The following is a 19,718-nucleotide window of genomic DNA, read 5'->3' on the forward strand; positions in this document are numbered from 1 at the left end:
TGTAGTGGTTGCAATGTGTAAAAACAGCTTATGCCTTACATAGCGAGCGATTCTACCATTGGTAAATTAGGAAATAGATTGTTGGAGGGAACAAAATGTCTGCTACTTGGGAAAAATTAGAAGGGAACCGCGGTGTCCTTACTGTAGAAGTAAGTGAAGAAAAAGTTGCGGAGTCTCTTGATATTGCTTTTAAAAAAGTTGTAAAGCAAGTTAACGCGCCTGGCTTCCGTAAAGGAAAAATGCCTCGTCCGCTTTTTGAAAAAATGTATGGAGTTGAAGCACTCTACCAGGATGCTATCGACTACCTTTTGCCGGAAGCTTATTCTTCCGCACTTGACGAAACTGGCATTGAGCCAATTGACCGTCCTGAAGTTGATGTTGAGAAGTTCGAAAGAGGCTCAAGCGCAGTATTCAAAATTACTGTTGAAGTAAAGCCTGAAGTAAAACTTGGCGAATACAGAGGCCTTGAAGTAACTGAATTTGATACAACTGTAAGCGAAGAGGACGTTGACGCTGAAATCAAGACTATGCAGGAACGTCATTCCGAGCTTGTTGTTAAAGAAGAAGGCGCGGCTGCAGAAGGCGATACTGTCGTAATGGATTTCAAAGGTTTCGTTGATGGCGAAGCATTTGAAGGCGGCGAGTCTGAAAACTATTCCCTGGAGCTTGGTTCTGGTTCATTCATCCCTGGTTTCGAAGAGCAGCTTGTAGGCGTTTCTGCTGGTGAATCAAAGGATGTTGAAGTAACATTCCCAGAGGAATACCATGCTGCAGAACTTGCTGGCAAAGCAGCTAATTTCCAGGTAACTGTTCATGAAATCAAGTCAAAGGAACTTCCTGCACTTGATGATGAGTTTGCCAAGGATGTAGATGATGAAGTTGAAACTCTTGATGAGTTGAAAGCTAAGATCCGTTCACGCCTTGAGCATGACAAAGGACATCAAAAAGAGCATCATGTCCGCGATTCTGTTGTAGAAAAAGCTGCTGCAAATGCAGAAGTCGAAGTTCCAGAAGCAATGGTCCGTAACGAAACAGACCGTATGCTTCAAGAATTCGAACAGCGTCTGCAAATGCAAGGAATGAACATGGAGCTTTACTACCAGTTCTCCGGGCAGGATGAAGCAGCTCTTCGCGAACAAATGAAGAGTGATGCTGAACAGCGTGTCCGTGTAAGCCTTGTGCTTGACGCAATTGCTGAAGCTGAAAACATCGAAGTTTCCGAAGAAGATGTTAATGCAGAACTAACTAAGATGTCCGAGATGTACAACATGACTCCAGAGAACATCATCATGGCTCTTGGCGGAACTGAAGGCATCAAGTCTGACCTTAACAAAAATAAGGCAGTTGACTTCCTGGTTGAAAACAGCAAAACAGTTGCTGCTGAATAATTCTATATAACATAAAAAAACAAGGCGCGATTTATCGTGCCTTGTTTTATACAATTTAGCGATTACATATTATAATAAGAGTAGAACTTTATATTGAAAAAGTGGATTAAAGAAATTCAGCAGTTCGATTGAAGCTGAAGGCTCCACGCCAGCAGCGGAAATCTTAAGTTTCATCTATTATACATATCAAAAGTTTTTAGGCATTGGGCTTAATTCATGCTAAATGTGGTTAAGCTTTAGTAAGTACATAGGAAAGCGGAAGCGCACGGTAGTGCTGAAGCTGGACAAGAGATACCGTTTGGCCATGCAGGTTATTTCGGAATTTGTGGAAGATTTTAGGCGGAATCGGCGAGAGTTATCATTTCCAGAAAGCATGTATCATGTGGTACAATGCAATACATAACGCCTTTTGCTTGTAAGATTGTTCCCAAATTTCAAATTTAAGCCTGCAAATAAGCAGCTTATTAATAAGAGAATCCGTTTTAGAGGGGTGAAAGATTTGTTCAAATTCAATGATGAAAAAGGGCAGTTAAAATGTTCCTTCTGTGGCAAGACGCAGGATCAGGTCCGCAAGCTTGTCGCTGGTCCTGGAGTATATATATGTGATGAGTGCATTGAATTATGTACTGAAATCGTCGAGGAGGAGCTTGGCACTGAAGAGGAAGTCGAGTTCAAGGATGTTCCTAAGCCAAAGGAAATCCTCGAAATCCTTGATGAATATGTCATCGGTCAGGAAAAGGCAAAAAAGTCGCTTTCTGTGGCAGTTTACAACCACTACAAGCGCATTAACTCCAATAGCAAAATCGATGATGTTGAACTTTCAAAGAGCAATATCTGTATGATTGGGCCTACTGGCAGCGGGAAAACTCTCCTCGCTCAGACACTTGCCCGCATCCTGAATGTACCGTTCGCGATTGCAGATGCTACCTCGCTAACTGAAGCAGGTTATGTCGGTGAAGACGTCGAAAACATTTTGCTGAAATTGATCCAGGCTGCCGACTATGATGTCGAAAAGGCAGAAAAAGGGATCATTTATATTGATGAAATTGACAAGGTTGCACGTAAATCTGAAAATCCATCTATTACAAGAGATGTTTCAGGTGAAGGTGTTCAGCAGGCGCTTCTAAAAATCCTTGAAGGAACTGTTGCGAGCGTTCCTCCACAGGGAGGCAGGAAGCATCCTCACCAGGAGTTCATCCAAATCGATACCACAAATATTCTGTTCATTTGCGGTGGAGCTTTTGATGGAATCGAATCGATTATCAAGCGCCGCCTAGGCCAGAAGGTCATCGGTTTCGGCTCTGATGTAAAGCAGGTAGAAGTCAGCCAGAAGGAATTGCTTTCTAAGGTCCTTCCAGAAGACTTGTTGAAATTCGGGCTTATCCCTGAATTCATCGGCCGTCTTCCAGTTATTGCGAGCCTTGAACAGCTTGACGAAGATGCGCTGATTGAAATCCTTACAAAACCAAAAAACGCTCTAGTTAAGCAGTATCAGAAGATGCTTGAGCTTGATGAGGTAGAGCTTGAATTTGAAGAGGGTGCCCTAGTGGAAATTGCTAAAAAAGCAATTGAGCGTAAAACAGGGGCACGCGGCTTGCGTTCCATCATTGAAGGAATCATGCTGGATGTCATGTTCGACCTTCCTTCCCGCGATGATATTACAAAATGTATCATCACGAAGGAAACAGTCACAGACAACAGCGTTCCAAAGCTTGTCAATGAGGAAGGCACCGTCATCAACGAAGAGCGTACATCCGCCTAAACGTAAATACTGCTGTCCGGCCACTGTGCCGGGCAGCTTTTTATTGTTTTCGGCAATGGCTTTTTTAAAATGTACCTGGCTGGCTCAAGAAACAATAGTGTACTTGAAAAAAATTTTCCGAGTGCGAATTTAATTTTTGAAGGAGTGAAATGTCCTTGAAATATGTTTTCGAGTACGATTTCAACTTTTTTTGGAATGAAATGTCCTTGAAAGAGGGTTTCAAGTACAATTTCAATTTTTTTAAGGGTGAAATGTCCTTGAAATATGTTTTCGACGGACAATTTCAATTTCTTAGACAGTGAAATGTCCTCGACACTAGTTCCTCCAAAAAAACAGGTTAGCTGCTTACGGTGTTTCTTTTATTCTGTACAAGGAACGTTATAAATCTTTGGTCTCCGCAGGGTCATACTCCTGTCTTTGTAAACCTCACTTTTTACCACTCCAATATTCAGTAACTTTTTGTTTATTCGAACCCTTCAACGGAAATACTAACAAGTAACGGAAAACGTATTGTTCAGGAGGGAAAAGGATGAGTTGGATGGGAATCGCCTTGTTTGTACAGCTCTTCTTCGGAATCATTATCGGGCTGTATTTTTGGAATTTGCTAAAGAATCAACGTACTCAAAAGGTCACTATTGATAAAGAATCTAAGAAGGAAATGGAACAGCTCCGCAAAATGAGATCGATTTCTCTGACAGAGCCGCTTGCGGAAAGAGTAAGGCCGGCCTCCTTTGATGATATTGTAGGTCAAAAAGATGGAATTAAAGCGTTAAAGGCAGCACTTTGCGGACCTAATCCCCAGCATGTCATTGTGTATGGTCCTCCGGGTGTCGGTAAAACTGCTGCAGCGAGACTTGTATTGGAGGAAGCAAAGCGAAACCAAAAGTCACCGTTTCAGCAATCCTCCGTCTTTATAGAACTTGACGCGACAACAGCAAGGTTTGACGAACGAGGCATTGCCGATCCTCTAATCGGTTCTGTCCATGACCCTATTTATCAGGGAGCAGGGGCAATGGGGCAGGCCGGGATTCCGCAGCCAAAACAGGGTGCAGTTACCAATGCCCATGGTGGAGTTCTTTTCATTGATGAGATTGGCGAGCTGCACCCAATTCAAATGAACAAGCTTTTAAAGGTGCTTGAGGATAGAAAGGTTTTTCTTGAAAGTGCGTATTACCACGAAGAAAACCCCTCGATTCCAACCCATATACATGATATTTTCAAAAATGGCCTTCCGGCTGACTTCCGGCTGATTGGTGCAACGACGAGGACCCCAAATGAAATACCGCCTGCCATCCGTTCTCGCTGTATGGAGGTATTTTTCAGAGAGTTAAGCCAGGACGAAATCATGACCGTTGCGAAAAAAGCTGCGGACAAGGTTGAGATGGCAATCAATGAAAGCGGCCTTGAAATCCTTTCAAATTATGCACGAAATGGGCGTGAAGCAGTCAATATGATTCAAACAGCTGCCGGGCTTGCCATTACCCAGGACAGGAAAGAAATTAAAGACGAAGATATTGAGTGGGTTATCCATTCCAGCCAGGCATCACCGAGAATGGAACGGAAAATCAACGACCTGCCTGCGATAGGGCTTGTTAATGGGCTGGCGGTTTACGGACCTAATTCAGGTGCTCTTTTAGAAATTGAAGTGAGTGTCATTCCGGCAAAAGAAAAAGGTTCAATCAATATTACCGGGATTGTCGAGGAAGAAAGCATTGGCGGCCAGGGAAAATCGATTCGGCGCAAGAGTATGGCGCGCGGCTCGATTGAAAATGTTATTACCGTCCTAAGAACAATGGAAGTTCCGGCGGATGAGTTTGATATTCATGTGAATTTCCCCGGAGGCATCCCAATCGACGGGCCTTCCGCAGGGATTGCGATGGCAACTGGAATTTACTCTGCTATTTATAAAATCCCGGTTGATAACCGTGTGGCAATGACAGGTGAAATTTCCATCCATGGGCATGTAAAACCAATCGGAGGCGTTTTTGCGAAGGTTGTCGCTGCCAAAAAAGCTGGTGCCAAAACTGTGATTGTCCCTGCTGAGAACATGCAGTCTATCCTCAATGAGATAGATGGTATTGAAATTATACCGGTCACACACTTTAATGAAGTAATCGATCTTGCTCTCAAAAAAGATTCTTCAAATAACGCCGTCCCACAAAGTGGCGGAACTCATGTGATTGCTGAAGGGGACGGAACTGTCATCCCCGCAGCCGTTCAAATGTCCAAAAAGGAATCTGTATAGATCTCAAATGAACAGGGAACTTCGGATACGTTTGGCCGAGGTTCCTTTTTTAACTGAGATTAGACTTCTCATAATTGACGGCCCAATGTGTATTTAACAATGGAGATTCAAGGAAGTCTTATAAGAGGAATGCCCTCCGTCTTCTTCTAAAAGAATTTTTTAATAGAAACAACATAAATACTAACTCGAACAGGATACTAAGAAGGCGGGTACACTTGCCTAAACCTAAAAGGATTAGGGATGATATATTAGACACGTTTTCTTAAATAAGATAGAATTGAACAAAGACAAATTCCCCCTAAAAAGGGATAAATGAATGCATTTTGGAGGTGCATGGGTAATGGCAGAAACGAATGAGAAACAAGTCCCCCTCCTGCCGCTTAGAGGGCTGCTGGTCTATCCAACAATGGTGCTCCATCTGGATGTTGGCCGTGAAAAATCGGTTCAAGCGCTCGAACGGGCAATGGTCGATGACCATCTAATATTTTTAACAACCCAAAAAGATATTTCGATAGACGAGCCGTCTGAAGATGACTTATATAACATGGGTACGTTGACAAAAGTAAAGCAAATGCTAAAGCTGCCAAACGGAACGATCCGTGTTCTCGTGGAGGGGCTAAAGCGTGCCAAGATTGTCTCCTTTTATGACAGGGAAGAATACTTCTCTGTAACTGTTGAGGAGTTTGAAGACAAAGAAACAAAGGATGTTGAAGATCAGGCATTAATGAGAACAATGCTTGATTATTTTGAACAATACATAAAGATGTCAAAGAAGATTTCCGCGGAGACATATGCGTCCGTTACAGACATCGAAGAGCCAGGCAGGATGGCGGATATCATTTCATCCCATCTTCCTCTCAAGCTGAAGGATAAGCAGGAAATTCTTGAGACGATTGATGTGAAGGAACGGATGAGCAAGGTAGTCGATATCATCCACAATGAGAAGGAAGTTCTTAACCTCGAGAAGAAAATTGGCCAGCGTGTCAAACGGTCAATGGAACGCACCCAGAAGGAATACTACCTCCGTGAGCAAATGAAGGCCATCCAGAAAGAACTTGGTGACAAAGAAGGAAAAACTGGTGAAGTTGCCGAACTCACAGAGAAAATTGAGATGGCAGGGATGCCGGAATCAGTCCAGGCTGTTGCATACCGTGAACTGGACCGTTATGAAAAAGTACCGTCAAGCTCGGCGGAAAGCGCTGTAATCCGTAATTACATTGAATGGCTTGTTGTGATTCCATGGACAAAAAGGACCGAAGATGACCTGGATATCGCAAGAGCAGAAGAAATTCTCAATGAAGACCATTATGGGCTCGAAAAAGTAAAAGAACGTGTCCTTGAGTATCTGGCAGTCCAAAAGCTGACTAATTCTCTGAGAGGGCCGATTCTTTGCCTTGCGGGACCTCCGGGAGTTGGGAAGACGAGTCTGGCCAAGTCAATTGCCCGCTCGCTTAACCGCAATTTCATCCGTGTTTCTTTGGGCGGTGTCCGGGATGAATCCGAAATCCGCGGCCACAGACGGACGTATGTCGGGGCAATGCCAGGACGCATCATCCAAGGCATGAAAAAAGCTGGTACAATCAATCCGGTTTTCCTTCTCGATGAAATCGACAAGATGTCGAGCGATTTCCGCGGGGATCCATCAGCGGCCATGCTTGAAGTGCTTGACCCTGAACAAAACTTCAATTTTAGCGATCATTACATTGAAGAGCCATATGATCTTTCCAAAGTTATGTTCATCGCGACCGCCAATAACCTTGCGACCATTCCGGGTCCATTGCGTGACAGGATGGAAATCATTACGATAGCTGGTTATACGGAAGTTGAGAAAGTCCATATTGCAAAGGATCATTTGCTTCCAAAGCAAATTAAAGAAAACGGTCTTTCAAAAGGTACTCTCCAGATTAGGGAGGAGGCCATCCTGAAGGTTGTCCGTTATTATACAAGAGAAGCGGGTGTCCGCAGCCTTGAGCGCCAAATGGCGAAGATTTGCCGGAAAACCGCAAAAATTATTGTTGCTGGTGAAAAGAAAAAGGTTGTTGTTACGGAAAAAAATCTTGAGGAATTCCTTGGCAAACCAGTTTTCCGTTATGGTCAGGCTGAGCTTGAGGACCAGGTTGGTGTTGCGACAGGTCTTGCTTATACAACTGTGGGCGGCGATACACTTCAGATTGAAGTGTCAATTTCCCCTGGAAAAGGCAAGCTTGTTTTAACAGGAAAGCTTGGGGATGTTATGAAGGAAAGTGCTCAGGCTGCGTTTAGCTATATCCGTTCAAATGCGTCCGAACTTGGAATCGATCCAGACTTCCATGAAAAACATGATATCCATATCCACGTTCCAGAGGGCGCTGTTCCGAAAGACGGTCCTTCCGCGGGGATTACAATTGCAACTGCGCTTGTTTCAGCATTATCGGGTAAGCCGATTCGCCGTGAAGTCGGGATGACAGGCGAAATTACTTTGAGGGGGCGCGTACTGCCAATTGGCGGATTGAAGGAAAAAACCCTAAGCGCTCATCGTGCCGGACTTACGAAGATTATTTTACCGAGAGACAATGAAAAAGACATTGATGATATCCCAGAAAGTGTGCGCAACCAGTTGGAATTCGTTCTCGTTTCCCATGTCGATGAGGTGCTGAAGCATGCGCTATCGGATGGAGGAAAAGCATGAAGGTAACAAGTGCAGACATAGTAATAAGCGCGGTCAAGCCGGATCAGTATCCTGATTCGGCTTTGCCAGAGTTTGCTTTAGCCGGCCGTTCGAATGTCGGGAAAAGCTCATTTATAAACAAGATGCTGAACCGGAAGAATTTGGCGCGGACTTCCTCGAAACCAGGGAAAACGCAGACGCTGAATTTCTATCTAATCAATGAAATCCTTCACTTCGTTGATGTACCGGGCTATGGCTATGCCAAGGTTTCGAAAACGGAACGGGAAGCCTGGGGGAAAATGATTGAAACATACATCACGTCCCGTGAGCAGCTGAAGGCGGTCGTCCAAATTATCGACCTTCGCCATCCGCCCTCAAAGGATGATGTAACGATGTATGAATTTCTAAAGCACTATAACATTCCATGCATTATTATTGCGACCAAGGCTGATAAAATCCCAAAGGGAAAATGGCAAAAGCATCTGAAGGTCGTCAAGCAAACCTTGAATGCCGACCCTAATGACCCAATGGTACTGTTCTCGTCCGAAACTGGACTTGGAAGGGATGAAGCCTGGGGAGTGCTGAAGAGCTATATGAAAGAAGATAACAGGACGAATAGCGAATAATAAAAAAAGCTGGGGGGAAGCCATATTTGGCCTGCCTCCAGCTTTTATTTTTTGGAGTTAAGCAAGAAGGTTGTAGCGGGTCCATAAAGGAAAGCTTCATAGAATAATCAACGGGTGTATGCGGTAAAGTAAAAGCTAAGTGACCTTGTAGGTAACTGAGCACATCGTAAGGTAACTTATAGAAGCTCTAAGTAACTTTATTGATGGCCAAGCTCTTCATAAAGTTACTGATAGCAGCTCTTAGTAACCTATCGTTGATTGCTGGAATTTAAAGTCACTAATAAAAAGAGAGCCATGTATTTAACATGAACTCTCACAGACTTTTGGTCATATAACGACCTTGGCTTACTTTCTCCTGAATAGGACCATCCACGCCCCGGCAAGGACGAGAAGAAGCGGCCAGAATTTCCAGATCAGTGAAATGCTGCTCTCGACAAGGCTAAGCCAAACCCCGACCTTGTCAGTGAACAAAAGCAGGATTGCAACGATCAGAAATAGGAGGCCGTTTAGTAGCCCTTTACCTGTTTTTTGGTATTGGAGCAAGAAGCCAACTGCGATAATGGCCAAGAATGTCCCGATATGCGGGGGCCAAAATGGGAGCTTCCCTACCACATGAAAATGGAGCCCAAAGCCAGCCAGAATGATTCCTGGCAAGATTGAGGTATGGTCTTTGGCCAAATAGCCCTGGCAGAGAAAAGCAACTCCGACAATCAATAGAAGAGTAGGCCATGTATAGAATTGTTTTAATGCTGTGAAGCCTGATTGCTCCAAAAAGAAATAAGCTCCGAAGCCGATTAGAATAACCCCGGGGAATATTTGCTGCGTTCTCATTCATTCACATCGCTTCCAGTAAGGTATCCTTGAAAAAACTAGCTAAATTTGCTAATGTACATAGGGACGAACTATTAATTTTTGATTAATTTATTCTTAATATTAACATAGAGTTTCGCTTTCTGTTCACATTTTTCAGGTTGGCTGCTAAATTGGCCATGATATAATCTCAGTAGTTAGTTACGTGATAAAGTTGGGGGTGTTAGTTAACACATGCATATTTTAGTGGCAGGACTAAATTATAAAACCGCCCCTGTTGAAATTCGTGAGCGACTGACGTTCAATCCGAATGATCTTGGGAAGGCGACGGCCGCCCTGAACGCCAAAAAGAGCATTCTCGAGAACGTCATCTTGTCAACATGCAACAGGACAGAGATATATGCAGTTGTGGACCAGATCCATACTGGACGGTACTATATAAAAGAATTCCTCGCTGATTGGTTTGGGCTGGAGCAGGCTGAATTCTCGCCATACCTATTCATATATGAAAGTGATGGAGCCGTGGAACATCTTTTTAATGTTTCCTGCGGTTTGAACTCAATGGTTCTTGGCGAAACCCAAATCCTTGGACAGGTAAGGTCGAGCTTCCTTCTTTCACAAGAGGCGAAGACGACAGGGACTGTATTCAATCATTTGTTTAAACAAGCTATTACCGTTGCCAAACGTGGCCATGCTGAAACTGATATTGGTGCCAATGCGGTATCAGTAAGTTATGCAGCAGTTGAACTTGCCAGGAAGATTTTTGGATCGCTTGAAGATAAGCATGTCCTGATTTTCGGAGCTGGCAAAATGGGTGAACTCGCTGCGCAGAACCTTCATGGATCTGGCGTTGGCGGCGTGACAGTCATAAATAGGACCTATGAAAAAGCACTTGTACTGGCCGAAAAATTTGGCGGACAGGCAAAGCAGCTTTTCGAACTTAAAAATTCACTTGTTGAAGCCGATATTTTAATTAGCTCGACTGGTGCAAGTAATTTCGTGATTACAAAGGAAATGATGGAACAGGTTGAAAAGCGACGTAAAGGGAAGCCATTGTTCATGGTTGACATCGCAGTGCCGCGCGACCTCGACCCTCGCATTTCCGAATTGAATAGTGTGTTTTTATATGATATTGATGACCTTGAGGGAATTGTTGAGGCTAACCTTCAGGAGCGGAAGAAAGCTGCTGCGGCCATCATGATGATGATTGAGAAGGAAATTGTTGATTTTAAACAGTGGCTGAACACGCTTGGAGTTGTGCCCGTCATCTCGGCGCTTAGGGAAAAAGCCCATGTAATCCAGTCCGAAACTATGGTCAGTATCGAGCGCAAACTGCCACACCTTTCCGATAGGGATAAAAAGGTATTGAACAAGCATACGAAGAGCATAATTAATCAGCTGCTTAAAGATCCAATCCTCCAGGCAAAAGAACTGGCCGCGCGCCCTGATGCCGATGAGGCTCTCGATTTGTTCATGACAATCTTTAATATCAAAGAGCTTGTCGAGGAGCAACAACAATCGAAAGCAGCCGAAACCGCGAAAGATTTGGTTCATGCACCGCAGGCTTCCTTTCAGTCATAAGAGGGGTAATGTCTATGTTTGACATCCACATGACGCGACTGCACGAATTGACGGTTATCCTATATGCCTTAAGCGTGCTGTTATATTTCTTTGATTTTATCCACCATAACCGGAAGGCGAATAAGGTTGCCTTCTGGTTACTTGCATTTGTATGGGTTTTGCAAACGGGCTTCTTAATTTTTTATATGGTCAATACCGGACGGTTTCCTGTCCTGACGATATCCGAGGGCCTTTATTTTTACACATGGGTACTGATAACGCTCTCACTGGGAATTAACAGGCTTCTAAAAATGGATTTTATCGTATTTTTCACGAACATACTTGGTTTCATCATCATGGTCATCCATATTTTCACACCGGACCAGTATGAATCTCATTTGATTAGCGAGCAGCTCATTTCCGAGCTACTCCTTATCCATATAACGATGGCTATTTTGTCCTACGGGGCATTTACTATGTCATTTGTATTTTCCCTGCTTTACATGATTCAGTATGATTTGTTGAAAAGAAAAAAGTGGGGAGCCAGGCTCATCCGTATCGCGGATCTTTCCAAGCTCGAACAATTCAGCTATCTTCATGCAGTGATTGGCGTACCTATGCTTCTTCTAAGCCTGATTCTCGGGCTTCATTGGGCATACTGGAAGGTGCCGGAAATGCCCTGGTATGACTCCAAGGTGCTTGGCTCTTTCATCTTGCTTGGAGCGTATAGTGTTTACCTTTATTTGAGAATTGTAAAAAACATTGCAGGCAGGCAGCTTGCGATATGGAATATAGCCGCTTTCCTATTTGTGTTGATCAACTTCTTCCTTTTTGGAAAATTGTCGTCATTCCACTTTTGGTATTCGTAGATTAGGAGGCATCATATGAGAAAAATAATAGTAGGTTCCAGACGCAGCAAATTGGCGCTTACCCAGACAAATTGGGTTATCGAGCAATTAAAGGAAATTGCGGGGCCATCGTATGAATTTGAAGTGAAGGAAATTGTCACAAAAGGGGACCGAATCCTTGATGTTACGCTCTCAAAAGTGGGTGGCAAAGGCCTTTTTGTAAAAGAAATCGAACAGGCCATGCTTGATAAAGAAATCGATATGGCCGTTCACAGCATGAAAGATATGCCTGCTGTCCTTCCAGAAGGTTTGACAATCGGCTGCATCCCGTTCCGTGAAGATCATCGTGATGCTCTAATTTCAAGAGACCACGTGAAATTAATGGACCTTCCTGCAGGTGCGGTTGTTGGAACAAGCAGCCTGCGCCGCAGCTCGCAGTTGCTTTTAAAGCGGCCGGATCTTGAGATCAAATGGATCCGCGGAAATGTTGATACACGCCTCGAGAAGCTGAATAACGGCGAATACGATGCTATTATTCTCGCTGCAGCTGGGCTTTCCCGCCTTGGCTGGGCAAAGGAAGTAGTCACTGAATTCATCGATGCCGAAACCTGTATTCCGGCTGTTGGCCAGGGTGCATTGTCAATTGAGTGCCGTGAAGATGATACTGAACTGCTCGAGATTTTTGAAAAATTCACCTGTAAAAAGACTGCGCTTGCTGTGCGTGCTGAGCGCTCCTTCCTGCAAAAGATGGAAGGCGGCTGCCAGGTGCCAATCGCAGGGTTTGCAACTGCTGAAGAAGACGGAGAAATTTCACTTAACGTACTTGTCGCTTCTCCAGATGGCAAAGAAGTCTACAAAGACACAGTTACAGGCACAAACCCAGAAGAGATTGGGGAAAAGGCTGCCAGCCTCCTGATCGAAAAAGGCGCAAAAGAACTTATTGATAAAGTAAAAGAGGAGCTGGAAAGTGAATGATTACCTCGGAGCCCCTGGCAGGTAAACAAGTATTGATACCGAGGGGGGCCGGCCAGGCCAAATCATTTTCACGGCTCATTGAAAAGTACGGAGGGATTCCAGTCGAAATCCCTCTTATTTCCTTTAAGCCAATTAGCTTGGATGGGAACCTCAAGCAAGTGCTAAATTCACTGGAATCGTATGATTGGATTGTTTTTACAAGCAATACGACCGTCGAAACTTTCCTGTCTTTCTTCCCGGAAGGATCGCCTGCACACCTCCCAAAGGTTGCCGCAATCGGGGAAAGGACAGGCATTCTTTTGGAGAAAAAAGGTCTTGGACCGCACTTTGTACCTTCCAAATACGTTGCGGAGGTTTTCGCCGAAGAGTTCATCGCCCATATTAATCCGGGTTCCCGGGTCCTGATTCCAAAAGGAAATCTGGCAAGGGAACTTATTGCGATGACAATCAGGGAAAACGGCTCGTATGCTGATGAAATCGTTGTATATGAAACGTTACTTCCTGAACCGAGCAAACTAAACCTAAAAAAAGCCCTTTCTGAGGGTGGACTTGATATTCTCATGTTCACTAGCCCTTCGACCGTGAATCATTTTATGGAAGCGGTTGAAGAGTATGGACTTCGGGATGAGGTTGACCGCTGCATTGTGGCATGTATCGGGCCTGTCACCCATCAGCGGCTGCTTGAATTTGGCTTTACTGTCCATGCGTCGCCGGAGCAGTATACAGTTGCGAATATGGTTGAGAGTACCATCGAATATTTGGAAAGCGTTCAATAAGCTAGTACAATAGAAAAAGAATACGATTCTGGTTTTACCAGAAATAGTCCGGAGGTAAGAATTATGGAACTTCAATTTTCACGTCATCGCCGCCTGCGCACTAGCGCGAATATGAGGGCACTTGTCAGGGAAACCCATCTTCATGTCGATGATTTCATTTACCCTATGTTCATCATTGAAGGCGAGAATATTAAAAATGAAATTTCCTCAATGCCAGGAGTGTTCCAGGTATCAATGGACCTGCTTGGTGCCGAAATTGATGAAGTCGTTGAGCTTGGAATCAAATCGGTCATCCTGTTCGGTGTTCCACAGGATAAGGACGAATGCGGAACCGGAGCATTCCACGACCATGGGATTGTCCAGGAAGCAACACGTTTCATTAAAGAACGCCACCCAGAAATGCTAGTTGTAGCGGATACATGCCTGTGTGAGTATACAAGCCATGGCCATTGCGGAGTTGTTGAAGGAAGCCGGGTCCTGAATGACGAGTCGCTTGAACTGCTTGTCAAAACAGCAGTCAGCCAGGCAAAAGCAGGCGCTGACATCATTGCTCCTTCCAATATGATGGACGGCTTCGTGGCTGCAATTCGTGCCGGGCTTGATGAAGCTGGCTTCCTTGAAGTTCCGATTATGAGCTACGCTGTTAAATATTCATCTGCTTTTTACGGGCCATTCCGTGAAGCAGCAGAAAGCACACCGCAATTTGGCGACAGGAAAACCTATCAGATGGACCCTGCCAACCGGATTGAGGCTATGCGCGAAGCAGAATCCGATGTCCTTGAAGGAGCGGACTTCCTTATCGTCAAGCCGGCTCTGTCTTATCTGGACATTGTCCGCGATGTGAAAAATAACTTCAACTTGCCTGTTGTTGCCTACAACGTAAGCGGCGAATATTCGATGGTCAAAGGTGCGGCCCAACAAGGCTGGATCGATGAAAAAGCAATTGTCCTTGAAATGCTGACCGGGATGAAACGCGCCGGCGCTGACCTGATCATAACGTACTTTGCCAAAGACGCAGCGAAATGGCTGAAAGAATAGAAAAGCGGAAGTGCTTATTCTACGGGCACTGAAGCTGGACAATGTAGTGACTATCCTTAAATAGAGAAATGAGGGAACCGTGATGCGCTCTTACGAAAAATCAATTGCAGCTTTTAAAGAAGCGAAACAACTTTTGCCAGGCGGTGTTAACAGCCCTGTCCGCGCGTTCAAGGCGGTCAATATGGAACCGATCTTCATGGAGCGGGGTAAAGGCTCTAAAATTTACGATATTGATGGCAATGAATACATCGATTATGTATTATCCTGGGGTCCGCTGATTCTTGGCCATACAAACGATAAAGTCGTTGAAGCAATCAAGCAAGTTGCTGAGCTTGGTACAAGCTTTGGCGCTCCGACCTTGATGGAAAACGAAGTGGCAAAGCTCGTTATTGACCGTGTTCCTTCCATCGAAATCGTTCGAATGGTTTCATCCGGAACTGAAGCGACAATGAGCGCTTTGCGCCTAGCACGTGGTTTTACTGGCCGAAACAAGATTCTTAAGTTCGAAGGCTGCTACCATGGCCACGGTGACTCCTTGCTGATTAAAGCAGGCTCCGGTGTTGCGACACTTGGGTTGCCTGACAGCCCTGGCGTACCGGAAGGCATTGCAAAGAATACAATTACAGTTCCTTACAATGACCTTGAAGCAGTCCGCTATGCGTTTGAACAATTCGGCGAAGACATTGCCGGTTTAATCGTTGAACCGGTTGCAGGCAATATGGGCGTTGTTCCTCCGCTGCCAGGTTTCCTTGAAGGCTTGCGGGAAATCACCACTCAATATGGTTCATTGTTGATTTTTGATGAAGTTATGACTGGATTCCGCGTTGACTACAATTGTGCACAGGGGTACTTTGGCGTTACACCAGACTTGACATGCCTTGGCAAGGTTATCGGCGGCGGACTTCCGGTAGGTGCATTCGGCGGCCGTGCCGACATCATGCAGCAAATCGCGCCAGCCGGCCCAATTTACCAGGCAGGCACTCTGTCCGGCAACCCGCTTGCAATGACTGCAGGTTATGCGACCTTGAGCCAGCTGACTCCTGAAACATACAAAGAGTTTGGACGCAAGGCTGATATGCTTGAAAAAGGCCTGAGTGAGGCTGCCGAGAAACATGGCATCCCTTACTGCATCAACCGTGCAGGTTCTATGATCGGCATTTTCTTTACAAACGAAAAAGTCACCAACTATGACATTGCCAAGACATCGAACCTTGAATTCTTCGCGCAATACTACGCGGAAATGGCCAACCAGGGCGTCTTCCTGCCACCATCCCAGTTCGAAGGTCTGTTCCTGTCTACCGCTCACAGCGACGAAGACATCGAAAAGACCATTCAAGCTGCTGAAGTGGCATTTTCGAAGCTAAAATAAATTAGTTAGGCATTCCCTTTCTTTGGATCGGGGGTGCTTTTTTTATTTTGGCTGTTGGGTAGGGTGGCTTTTGATTTTAAATTCAGTTTTCAGAATGGAAAACCACACTTTTTCACTAGTGAATATTTTTCTGATATAGCTACTGCCGTGCAGGGGTTAGTTACTGTCAGGCAGGTTTCATATTCTTTTTTACTAGAATATAGTCAACGGTTAGTCATCGGATTTAGTTAGTTTTCACACTCTATCACTAGCCATTTCCTTTTCTAAAATAGTTACTGCCGTGCAGGGATTAGTTACTGTCAGGTAGGTATCATAAATTATTTAGTTAATTCTAACCACCAAAGCAACAAATTCGTGACTACTTTTCACTAGCCACAACCCGAAACCTACAACCCCCCCGCACCTCTCAATCCCAATTGTCTTCAATAACAAAATGCACTAAGACGGTTTTTATCTCTCCATCACAACCTATCCCACTATGACGGAAGGTATTTAACATTTGCCTGGGCCAGACTCCTCGTTTTAATCATAATCGCCCAAAAATTTTCATAGAGTGTAAGTGACATGGTGATTTTTTACGAAAGAGATGAAAGGAGGAGTCGCTTTGTCTCAGGAGAATAAATCGTCTTTGCGATTTACTTTAGAAGAATCCTTATGGTTTCGGAAAGGACAGGAAGTCGATGAACTTGTCTCGATTTCGCTGAGCCCGGACATAACAGTCCAGGAGAGCGACGGATACATCAGCATCCGTGGTGCGCTTGATTTGACAGGAGAATATGAGTGCAACGGGGATGGGCCGCAGGAATATGATGAAGCTGAGCCGGCTCTAAGATATGTCCAGTCCGCAGCGTGGCGTGAGGAGGGGGTTTGGGAGTTTGCTCACAGGTTCCCCGTTGACATTACCATTCCGGTAAATCGGATTGAAAGCATCTATGATATTGATGTAATTGTGGATTCATTTGATTATTCTTTTACGGAAAGAAGCTGCATGAAACTGACTGCAGAGCTGATTATTAGCGGCATCTATGCGGGAGAGCCTGAAGTGAAAGAGGAGCCAGAAGAAATTTTCCTGGAAGCTCAGCTCCGTGAATACGAGACTGAGGAAGAACTCGAAGAAGAATATGCGGCAGAGGAAGAAGAAGAAGAGGAAGAAGAAGAACAGGAAGACGAGGAGTTGGTTTTTGAAGCGGAAGCCAGAAGAATGCCGGAAGAAAATCCCGATGAACTGGCGACATTCTCTGCATTTCCATTCAATCCTTCGTTTGCGTCGTATTGGAATCAAGCACAGTCTGTGGCAGGGAGGGGCGAAATGCAGCCAGGACTGGCTCAGCCATTCCAACAGCCTCTAGCACAGCCGCCAGTACCTCAACCGCAGGTGCAGCAACAGCCAGGGGCAGCTCAATACCCAGAGGCAACCCAGTACCAAACAGGCGGTCAGCCTGGAGTAACCAAGTATCCAGAAGTAAATAATCAACAGGGCTTCCAGCCTGAAGCAGCACATGAACAAGCTCAGCAGCAAGACGTCATATCTAATTCTGAGGATCAGCAGTCTGCAGTAGACCAGATGGAATCTGAAGGCGCAGCCCAGGTTGAACAGCCTGCCGCTCCGGTAGCGGAAACAGAGGAAGTCGAGCATGAATCGTCATCGTCTCCACCTGTTCAAAAGAAGAAGGCCAAGAAGAACAGCATGTCACTGACTGAATTTTTTGCCCGCAGGGACGAACAGGAGAGGCATGCAAAGTTGAAGGTATGCATAGTCCAAAAAGGCGATTCTCTTGACAGCCTGTCAGACAGGTACAGCGTCTCGGTTCAAAATATACTCCGCTATAACAACCTTGAAATAAACCAGGATGTCTTTGAAGGGCAAGTGCTTTATATACCTGAAGCATTTGCAAAGAAATAACTGCAATCTCAGTTGAGCGGGCACCATGCTCGCTCACTGTTTTGTTATTTTACAATCCGGAAGTGAGCTGAATTCCGATGAATGAACAAAACCGGTTGAGGGAATTCGCGCCATTGTTGCAGCAATACGGGATTGAACCTTATTTTATAGAGGACTTCGGCAATATCAAAAAAATATACAGCAACAAAGGGTCATTTGCTCTTAAGTCTATCGATGCGCATACAGGGATCGATTTCATCAAGCATGTCCAGTACCTCTATCAGCGCGGCTATAACAGAATTGTTCCTATCTATCCGGCTCTTGATGGCAGGTATGGAATCTTGTCGGGCCAAAGGCTTTATTATCTGATGCCATGGCTGCCGAACGAGGCGCAGCAGGCATACAGGGAAAGAAGTATGCAGATGGTCCGCGAACTTGCCCGCCTTCACACTCTTTCTGCACGAGAAGTAAAGGTGGATAAAGAAGAGCGCTCGGAACATTTTGAAAAAATGACCCTCCATTATGATAAAAATCAGGAGTTCCTGGATGGATTCATTGAAGCTTGCGAAAAGAGAACCTATATGTCGCCGTTTGAGCTGCAGTTCTGCCTTTATTACAATGAAATCAGCCAGGCGGTGAAATACTCAAAGGAAAAGCTTCAGGAATGGCAGGAAAAAACTAAGGATGATGAAAAGGCCAGGATGGTCATTGTCCATGGAAAATTAAAGCCGGAGCACTTTGTTTATAACGAGAATGGCTATGGTTATTTTATAAACTTTGAAAGAGCTGGCTTAGGTTCGCCTATCCATGATTTACTTCCGTTCATCTCAAAGATGCTCAGGACCACGCCGAAGCAAAATGAAGAGGCGGTTGCAACGACAACCCACTATTTTAAGTATTTTCCCTTCAAGCCTGACGAGAAGCTGCTTTTTTATAGTTACCTGGCGCATCCGCTTCAAATCACAAGAGTAGCGGAAGCGTATTTTAACAATGAGAAAGGACGGAACGAGTATGCCTTTTCCAGAAGGCTGCTAAAGGAATATTGGCATTTGAAAAATACCGAATATCTTGTCATCCGGCTTGCGGAAATGGACCGCCAGGCGGAGGCACAAAAAGAAGGAGCCCAGTGACCACATCACTTGGCTCCTTAAATGATTTCAAGGTATAAGGCAGTTGCTAGTAAAATTAATCCCGCTAGCAGGAGTACATCAAATGTCGTTGGCAGCAGAATCGTCCGAATTCCTTGAAAGATACAGAATGGGATGCTGAACTGGGCTGCAACCGCTCTAATTGTCCTCACCCACGGAGGATAAGTATAAATGTTGAATCTTCTCCTTTTCACCGCACTTCCCCCTTTTTGCTTAAAAAAACCACCCAAATTTCTTCAACTGAATACCAGTCGTGGTAAAGCCATACTAATGGAAGTTTCACTTTATAAAGTGTATGATGAGAAAGCTTGATAGGTGAATGCCCATTTTCGCAAAAAACGCATGCAATTTAAAAAAATTGGCCATCCTGATTGACGTAAGCTAGGTTTTTTGGATATGATATAAAATAAATTAATAACTAAAAGCAAAGACAGGGAAAAGTACAATGACCCGCATGCTTTCCAGAGAGGGAGACTTACCAGCTGAAAGGTTTCCCAGGCTGCCCATTGGAAAGGTCACCCTCGAGCTTCTTCCGCCAACGGCTAGTGCCCAGTAGTGGAAGACGGATCAACTCCGTTAAAAACATGAGAGCCGGCTCTTTTTTATGCCGGAAAAAAGGTGGTACCGCGAGCGAACTCCATTCG

At 44.8% G+C, this 19,718-nt stretch carries 15 protein-coding genes and 1 other annotated feature (1 of these 16 cut by a window edge); of the genes, 13 read left to right on the top strand and 2 right to left on the bottom strand.

Annotated features, from left to right (window positions below; genetic code table 11):
- Positions 1–95 precede the first annotated feature (95 nt).
- The 5 genes from tig to yihA all read left to right on the top strand — a co-directional run bounded on the left by tig (position 96) and on the right by yihA (position 8,668).
- The gene (tig, locus tag TY16_RS23885; RefSeq protein WP_043934205.1) at positions 96–1,388 is read left to right on the top strand and encodes a trigger factor; all 1,293 of its coding nucleotides are present in this window, start codon (positions 96–98) and stop codon (positions 1,386–1,388) included.
- Positions 1,389–1,887: 499 nt separating this feature from the next.
- Positions 1,888–3,150 carry an ATP-dependent protease ATP-binding subunit ClpX gene (clpX, locus tag TY16_RS23890; RefSeq protein ID WP_043934206.1) on the top strand — a complete coding sequence of 421 codons (1,263 nt, stop codon included), beginning with the start codon at positions 1,888–1,890 and terminating at the stop codon, positions 3,148–3,150.
- Positions 3,151–3,679: 529 nt separating this feature from the next.
- Entirely contained in the window at positions 3,680–5,395 is a 1,716-nt protein-coding gene (gene lonB, locus TY16_RS23900) for an ATP-dependent protease LonB (protein WP_043934208.1), read from the top strand.
- 340 nt (positions 5,396–5,735) lie between these two features.
- Entirely contained in the window at positions 5,736–8,063 is a 2,328-nt protein-coding gene (lon, locus tag TY16_RS23905) for an endopeptidase La (protein WP_043934955.1), read from the top strand.
- On the top strand, positions 8,060–8,668 hold the full coding sequence (yihA, locus tag TY16_RS23910; RefSeq protein WP_043934209.1) for a ribosome biogenesis GTP-binding protein YihA/YsxC: 609 nt from the start codon (positions 8,060–8,062) through the stop codon (positions 8,666–8,668). Before lon ends, yihA begins: the two co-directional genes overlap by 4 nt.
- 345 nt (positions 8,669–9,013) lie before the next feature.
- On the opposite strand, the gene TY16_RS23915 is transcribed toward yihA, so the two are convergent.
- Entirely contained in the window at positions 9,014–9,499 is a 486-nt protein-coding gene (locus TY16_RS23915) for a LiaI-LiaF-like domain-containing protein (protein WP_043934210.1), read from the bottom strand.
- Between the two features lie 213 nt (positions 9,500–9,712).
- Between TY16_RS23915 and hemA the strand changes: the two genes are divergently transcribed.
- From hemA to ysxE, 8 genes are all read left to right on the top strand, one after another.
- On the top strand, positions 9,713–11,059 hold the full coding sequence (gene hemA, locus TY16_RS23920; protein WP_043934211.1) for a glutamyl-tRNA reductase: 1,347 nt from the start codon (positions 9,713–9,715) through the stop codon (positions 11,057–11,059).
- A gap of 14 nt (positions 11,060–11,073) precedes the next feature.
- Positions 11,074–11,907, top strand: coding sequence for a cytochrome c biogenesis protein (locus TY16_RS23925; protein WP_043934212.1), 834 nt, complete (start codon positions 11,074–11,076; stop codon positions 11,905–11,907).
- 15 nt (positions 11,908–11,922) lie between these two features.
- The gene (hemC, locus tag TY16_RS23930; RefSeq protein WP_043934213.1) at positions 11,923–12,861 is read left to right on the top strand and encodes a hydroxymethylbilane synthase; all 939 of its coding nucleotides are present in this window, start codon (positions 11,923–11,925) and stop codon (positions 12,859–12,861) included.
- Positions 12,858–13,637, top strand: a complete 780-nt coding sequence (locus tag TY16_RS23935; protein WP_043934214.1) for a uroporphyrinogen-III synthase — start codon at positions 12,858–12,860, stop codon at positions 13,635–13,637. The genes hemC and TY16_RS23935 overlap by 4 nt, the downstream gene beginning before the upstream one ends.
- A 63-nt stretch (positions 13,638–13,700) precedes the next feature.
- Entirely contained in the window at positions 13,701–14,675 is a 975-nt protein-coding gene (gene hemB / locus TY16_RS23940; RefSeq protein WP_197028444.1) for a porphobilinogen synthase, read from the top strand.
- Between the two features lie 82 nt (positions 14,676–14,757).
- Positions 14,758–16,044 carry a glutamate-1-semialdehyde 2,1-aminomutase gene (hemL, locus tag TY16_RS23945; protein WP_043934216.1) on the top strand — a complete coding sequence of 429 codons (1,287 nt, stop codon included), beginning with the start codon at positions 14,758–14,760 and terminating at the stop codon, positions 16,042–16,044.
- 604 nt (positions 16,045–16,648) lie between these two features.
- The gene (locus TY16_RS23950) at positions 16,649–17,947 is read left to right on the top strand and encodes a LysM peptidoglycan-binding domain-containing protein (protein WP_043934217.1); all 1,299 of its coding nucleotides are present in this window, start codon (positions 16,649–16,651) and stop codon (positions 17,945–17,947) included.
- Positions 17,948–18,024: 77 nt separating this feature from the next.
- The gene (gene ysxE / locus TY16_RS23955; RefSeq protein ID WP_043934218.1) at positions 18,025–19,056 is read left to right on the top strand and encodes a spore coat protein YsxE; all 1,032 of its coding nucleotides are present in this window, start codon (positions 18,025–18,027) and stop codon (positions 19,054–19,056) included.
- A gap of 17 nt (positions 19,057–19,073) precedes the next feature.
- Here ysxE and TY16_RS23960 read toward each other — a convergent pair whose 3' ends face one another.
- Positions 19,074–19,268, bottom strand: a complete 195-nt coding sequence (locus tag TY16_RS23960; protein WP_043934219.1) for a hypothetical protein — start codon at positions 19,266–19,268, stop codon at positions 19,074–19,076.
- Positions 19,269–19,492: 224 nt separating this feature from the next.
- Positions 19,493–19,718, top strand: a binding site (T-box leader); it runs 8 nt beyond the window's last position.

This window comes from Bacillus sp. EB01 (genome assembly GCF_000613125.1).
GTDB lineage: Bacteria > Bacillota > Bacilli > Bacillales > Cytobacillaceae > Bacillus_D.

Bases quoted from the DNA above. Each gene is read 5' to 3' on its own strand.
- TY16_RS23925 (WP_043934212.1), top strand. From the start codon at position 11,074: ATGTTTGACATCCACATGACGCGACTGCACGAATTGACGGTTATCCTA.
- lon (WP_043934955.1), top strand. From the start codon at position 5,736: ATGGCAGAAACGAATGAGAAACAAGTCCCCCTCCTGCCGCTTAGAGGG.
- yihA (WP_043934209.1), top strand. From the start codon at position 8,060: ATGAAGGTAACAAGTGCAGACATAGTAATAAGCGCGGTCAAGCCGGAT.
- ysxE (WP_043934218.1), top strand. From the start codon at position 18,025: ATGAATGAACAAAACCGGTTGAGGGAATTCGCGCCATTGTTGCAGCAA.
- lonB (WP_043934208.1), top strand. From the start codon at position 3,680: ATGAGTTGGATGGGAATCGCCTTGTTTGTACAGCTCTTCTTCGGAATC.
- hemL (WP_043934216.1), top strand. From the start codon at position 14,758: ATGCGCTCTTACGAAAAATCAATTGCAGCTTTTAAAGAAGCGAAACAA.
- hemC (WP_043934213.1), top strand. From the start codon at position 11,923: ATGAGAAAAATAATAGTAGGTTCCAGACGCAGCAAATTGGCGCTTACC.
- TY16_RS23935 (WP_043934214.1), top strand. From the start codon at position 12,858: ATGATTACCTCGGAGCCCCTGGCAGGTAAACAAGTATTGATACCGAGG.
- tig (WP_043934205.1), top strand. From the start codon at position 96: ATGTCTGCTACTTGGGAAAAATTAGAAGGGAACCGCGGTGTCCTTACT.
- hemA (WP_043934211.1), top strand. From the start codon at position 9,713: ATGCATATTTTAGTGGCAGGACTAAATTATAAAACCGCCCCTGTTGAA.
- TY16_RS23915 (WP_043934210.1), bottom strand. From the start codon at position 9,499: ATGAGAACGCAGCAAATATTCCCCGGGGTTATTCTAATCGGCTTCGGA.
- hemB (WP_197028444.1), top strand. From the start codon at position 13,701: ATGGAACTTCAATTTTCACGTCATCGCCGCCTGCGCACTAGCGCGAAT.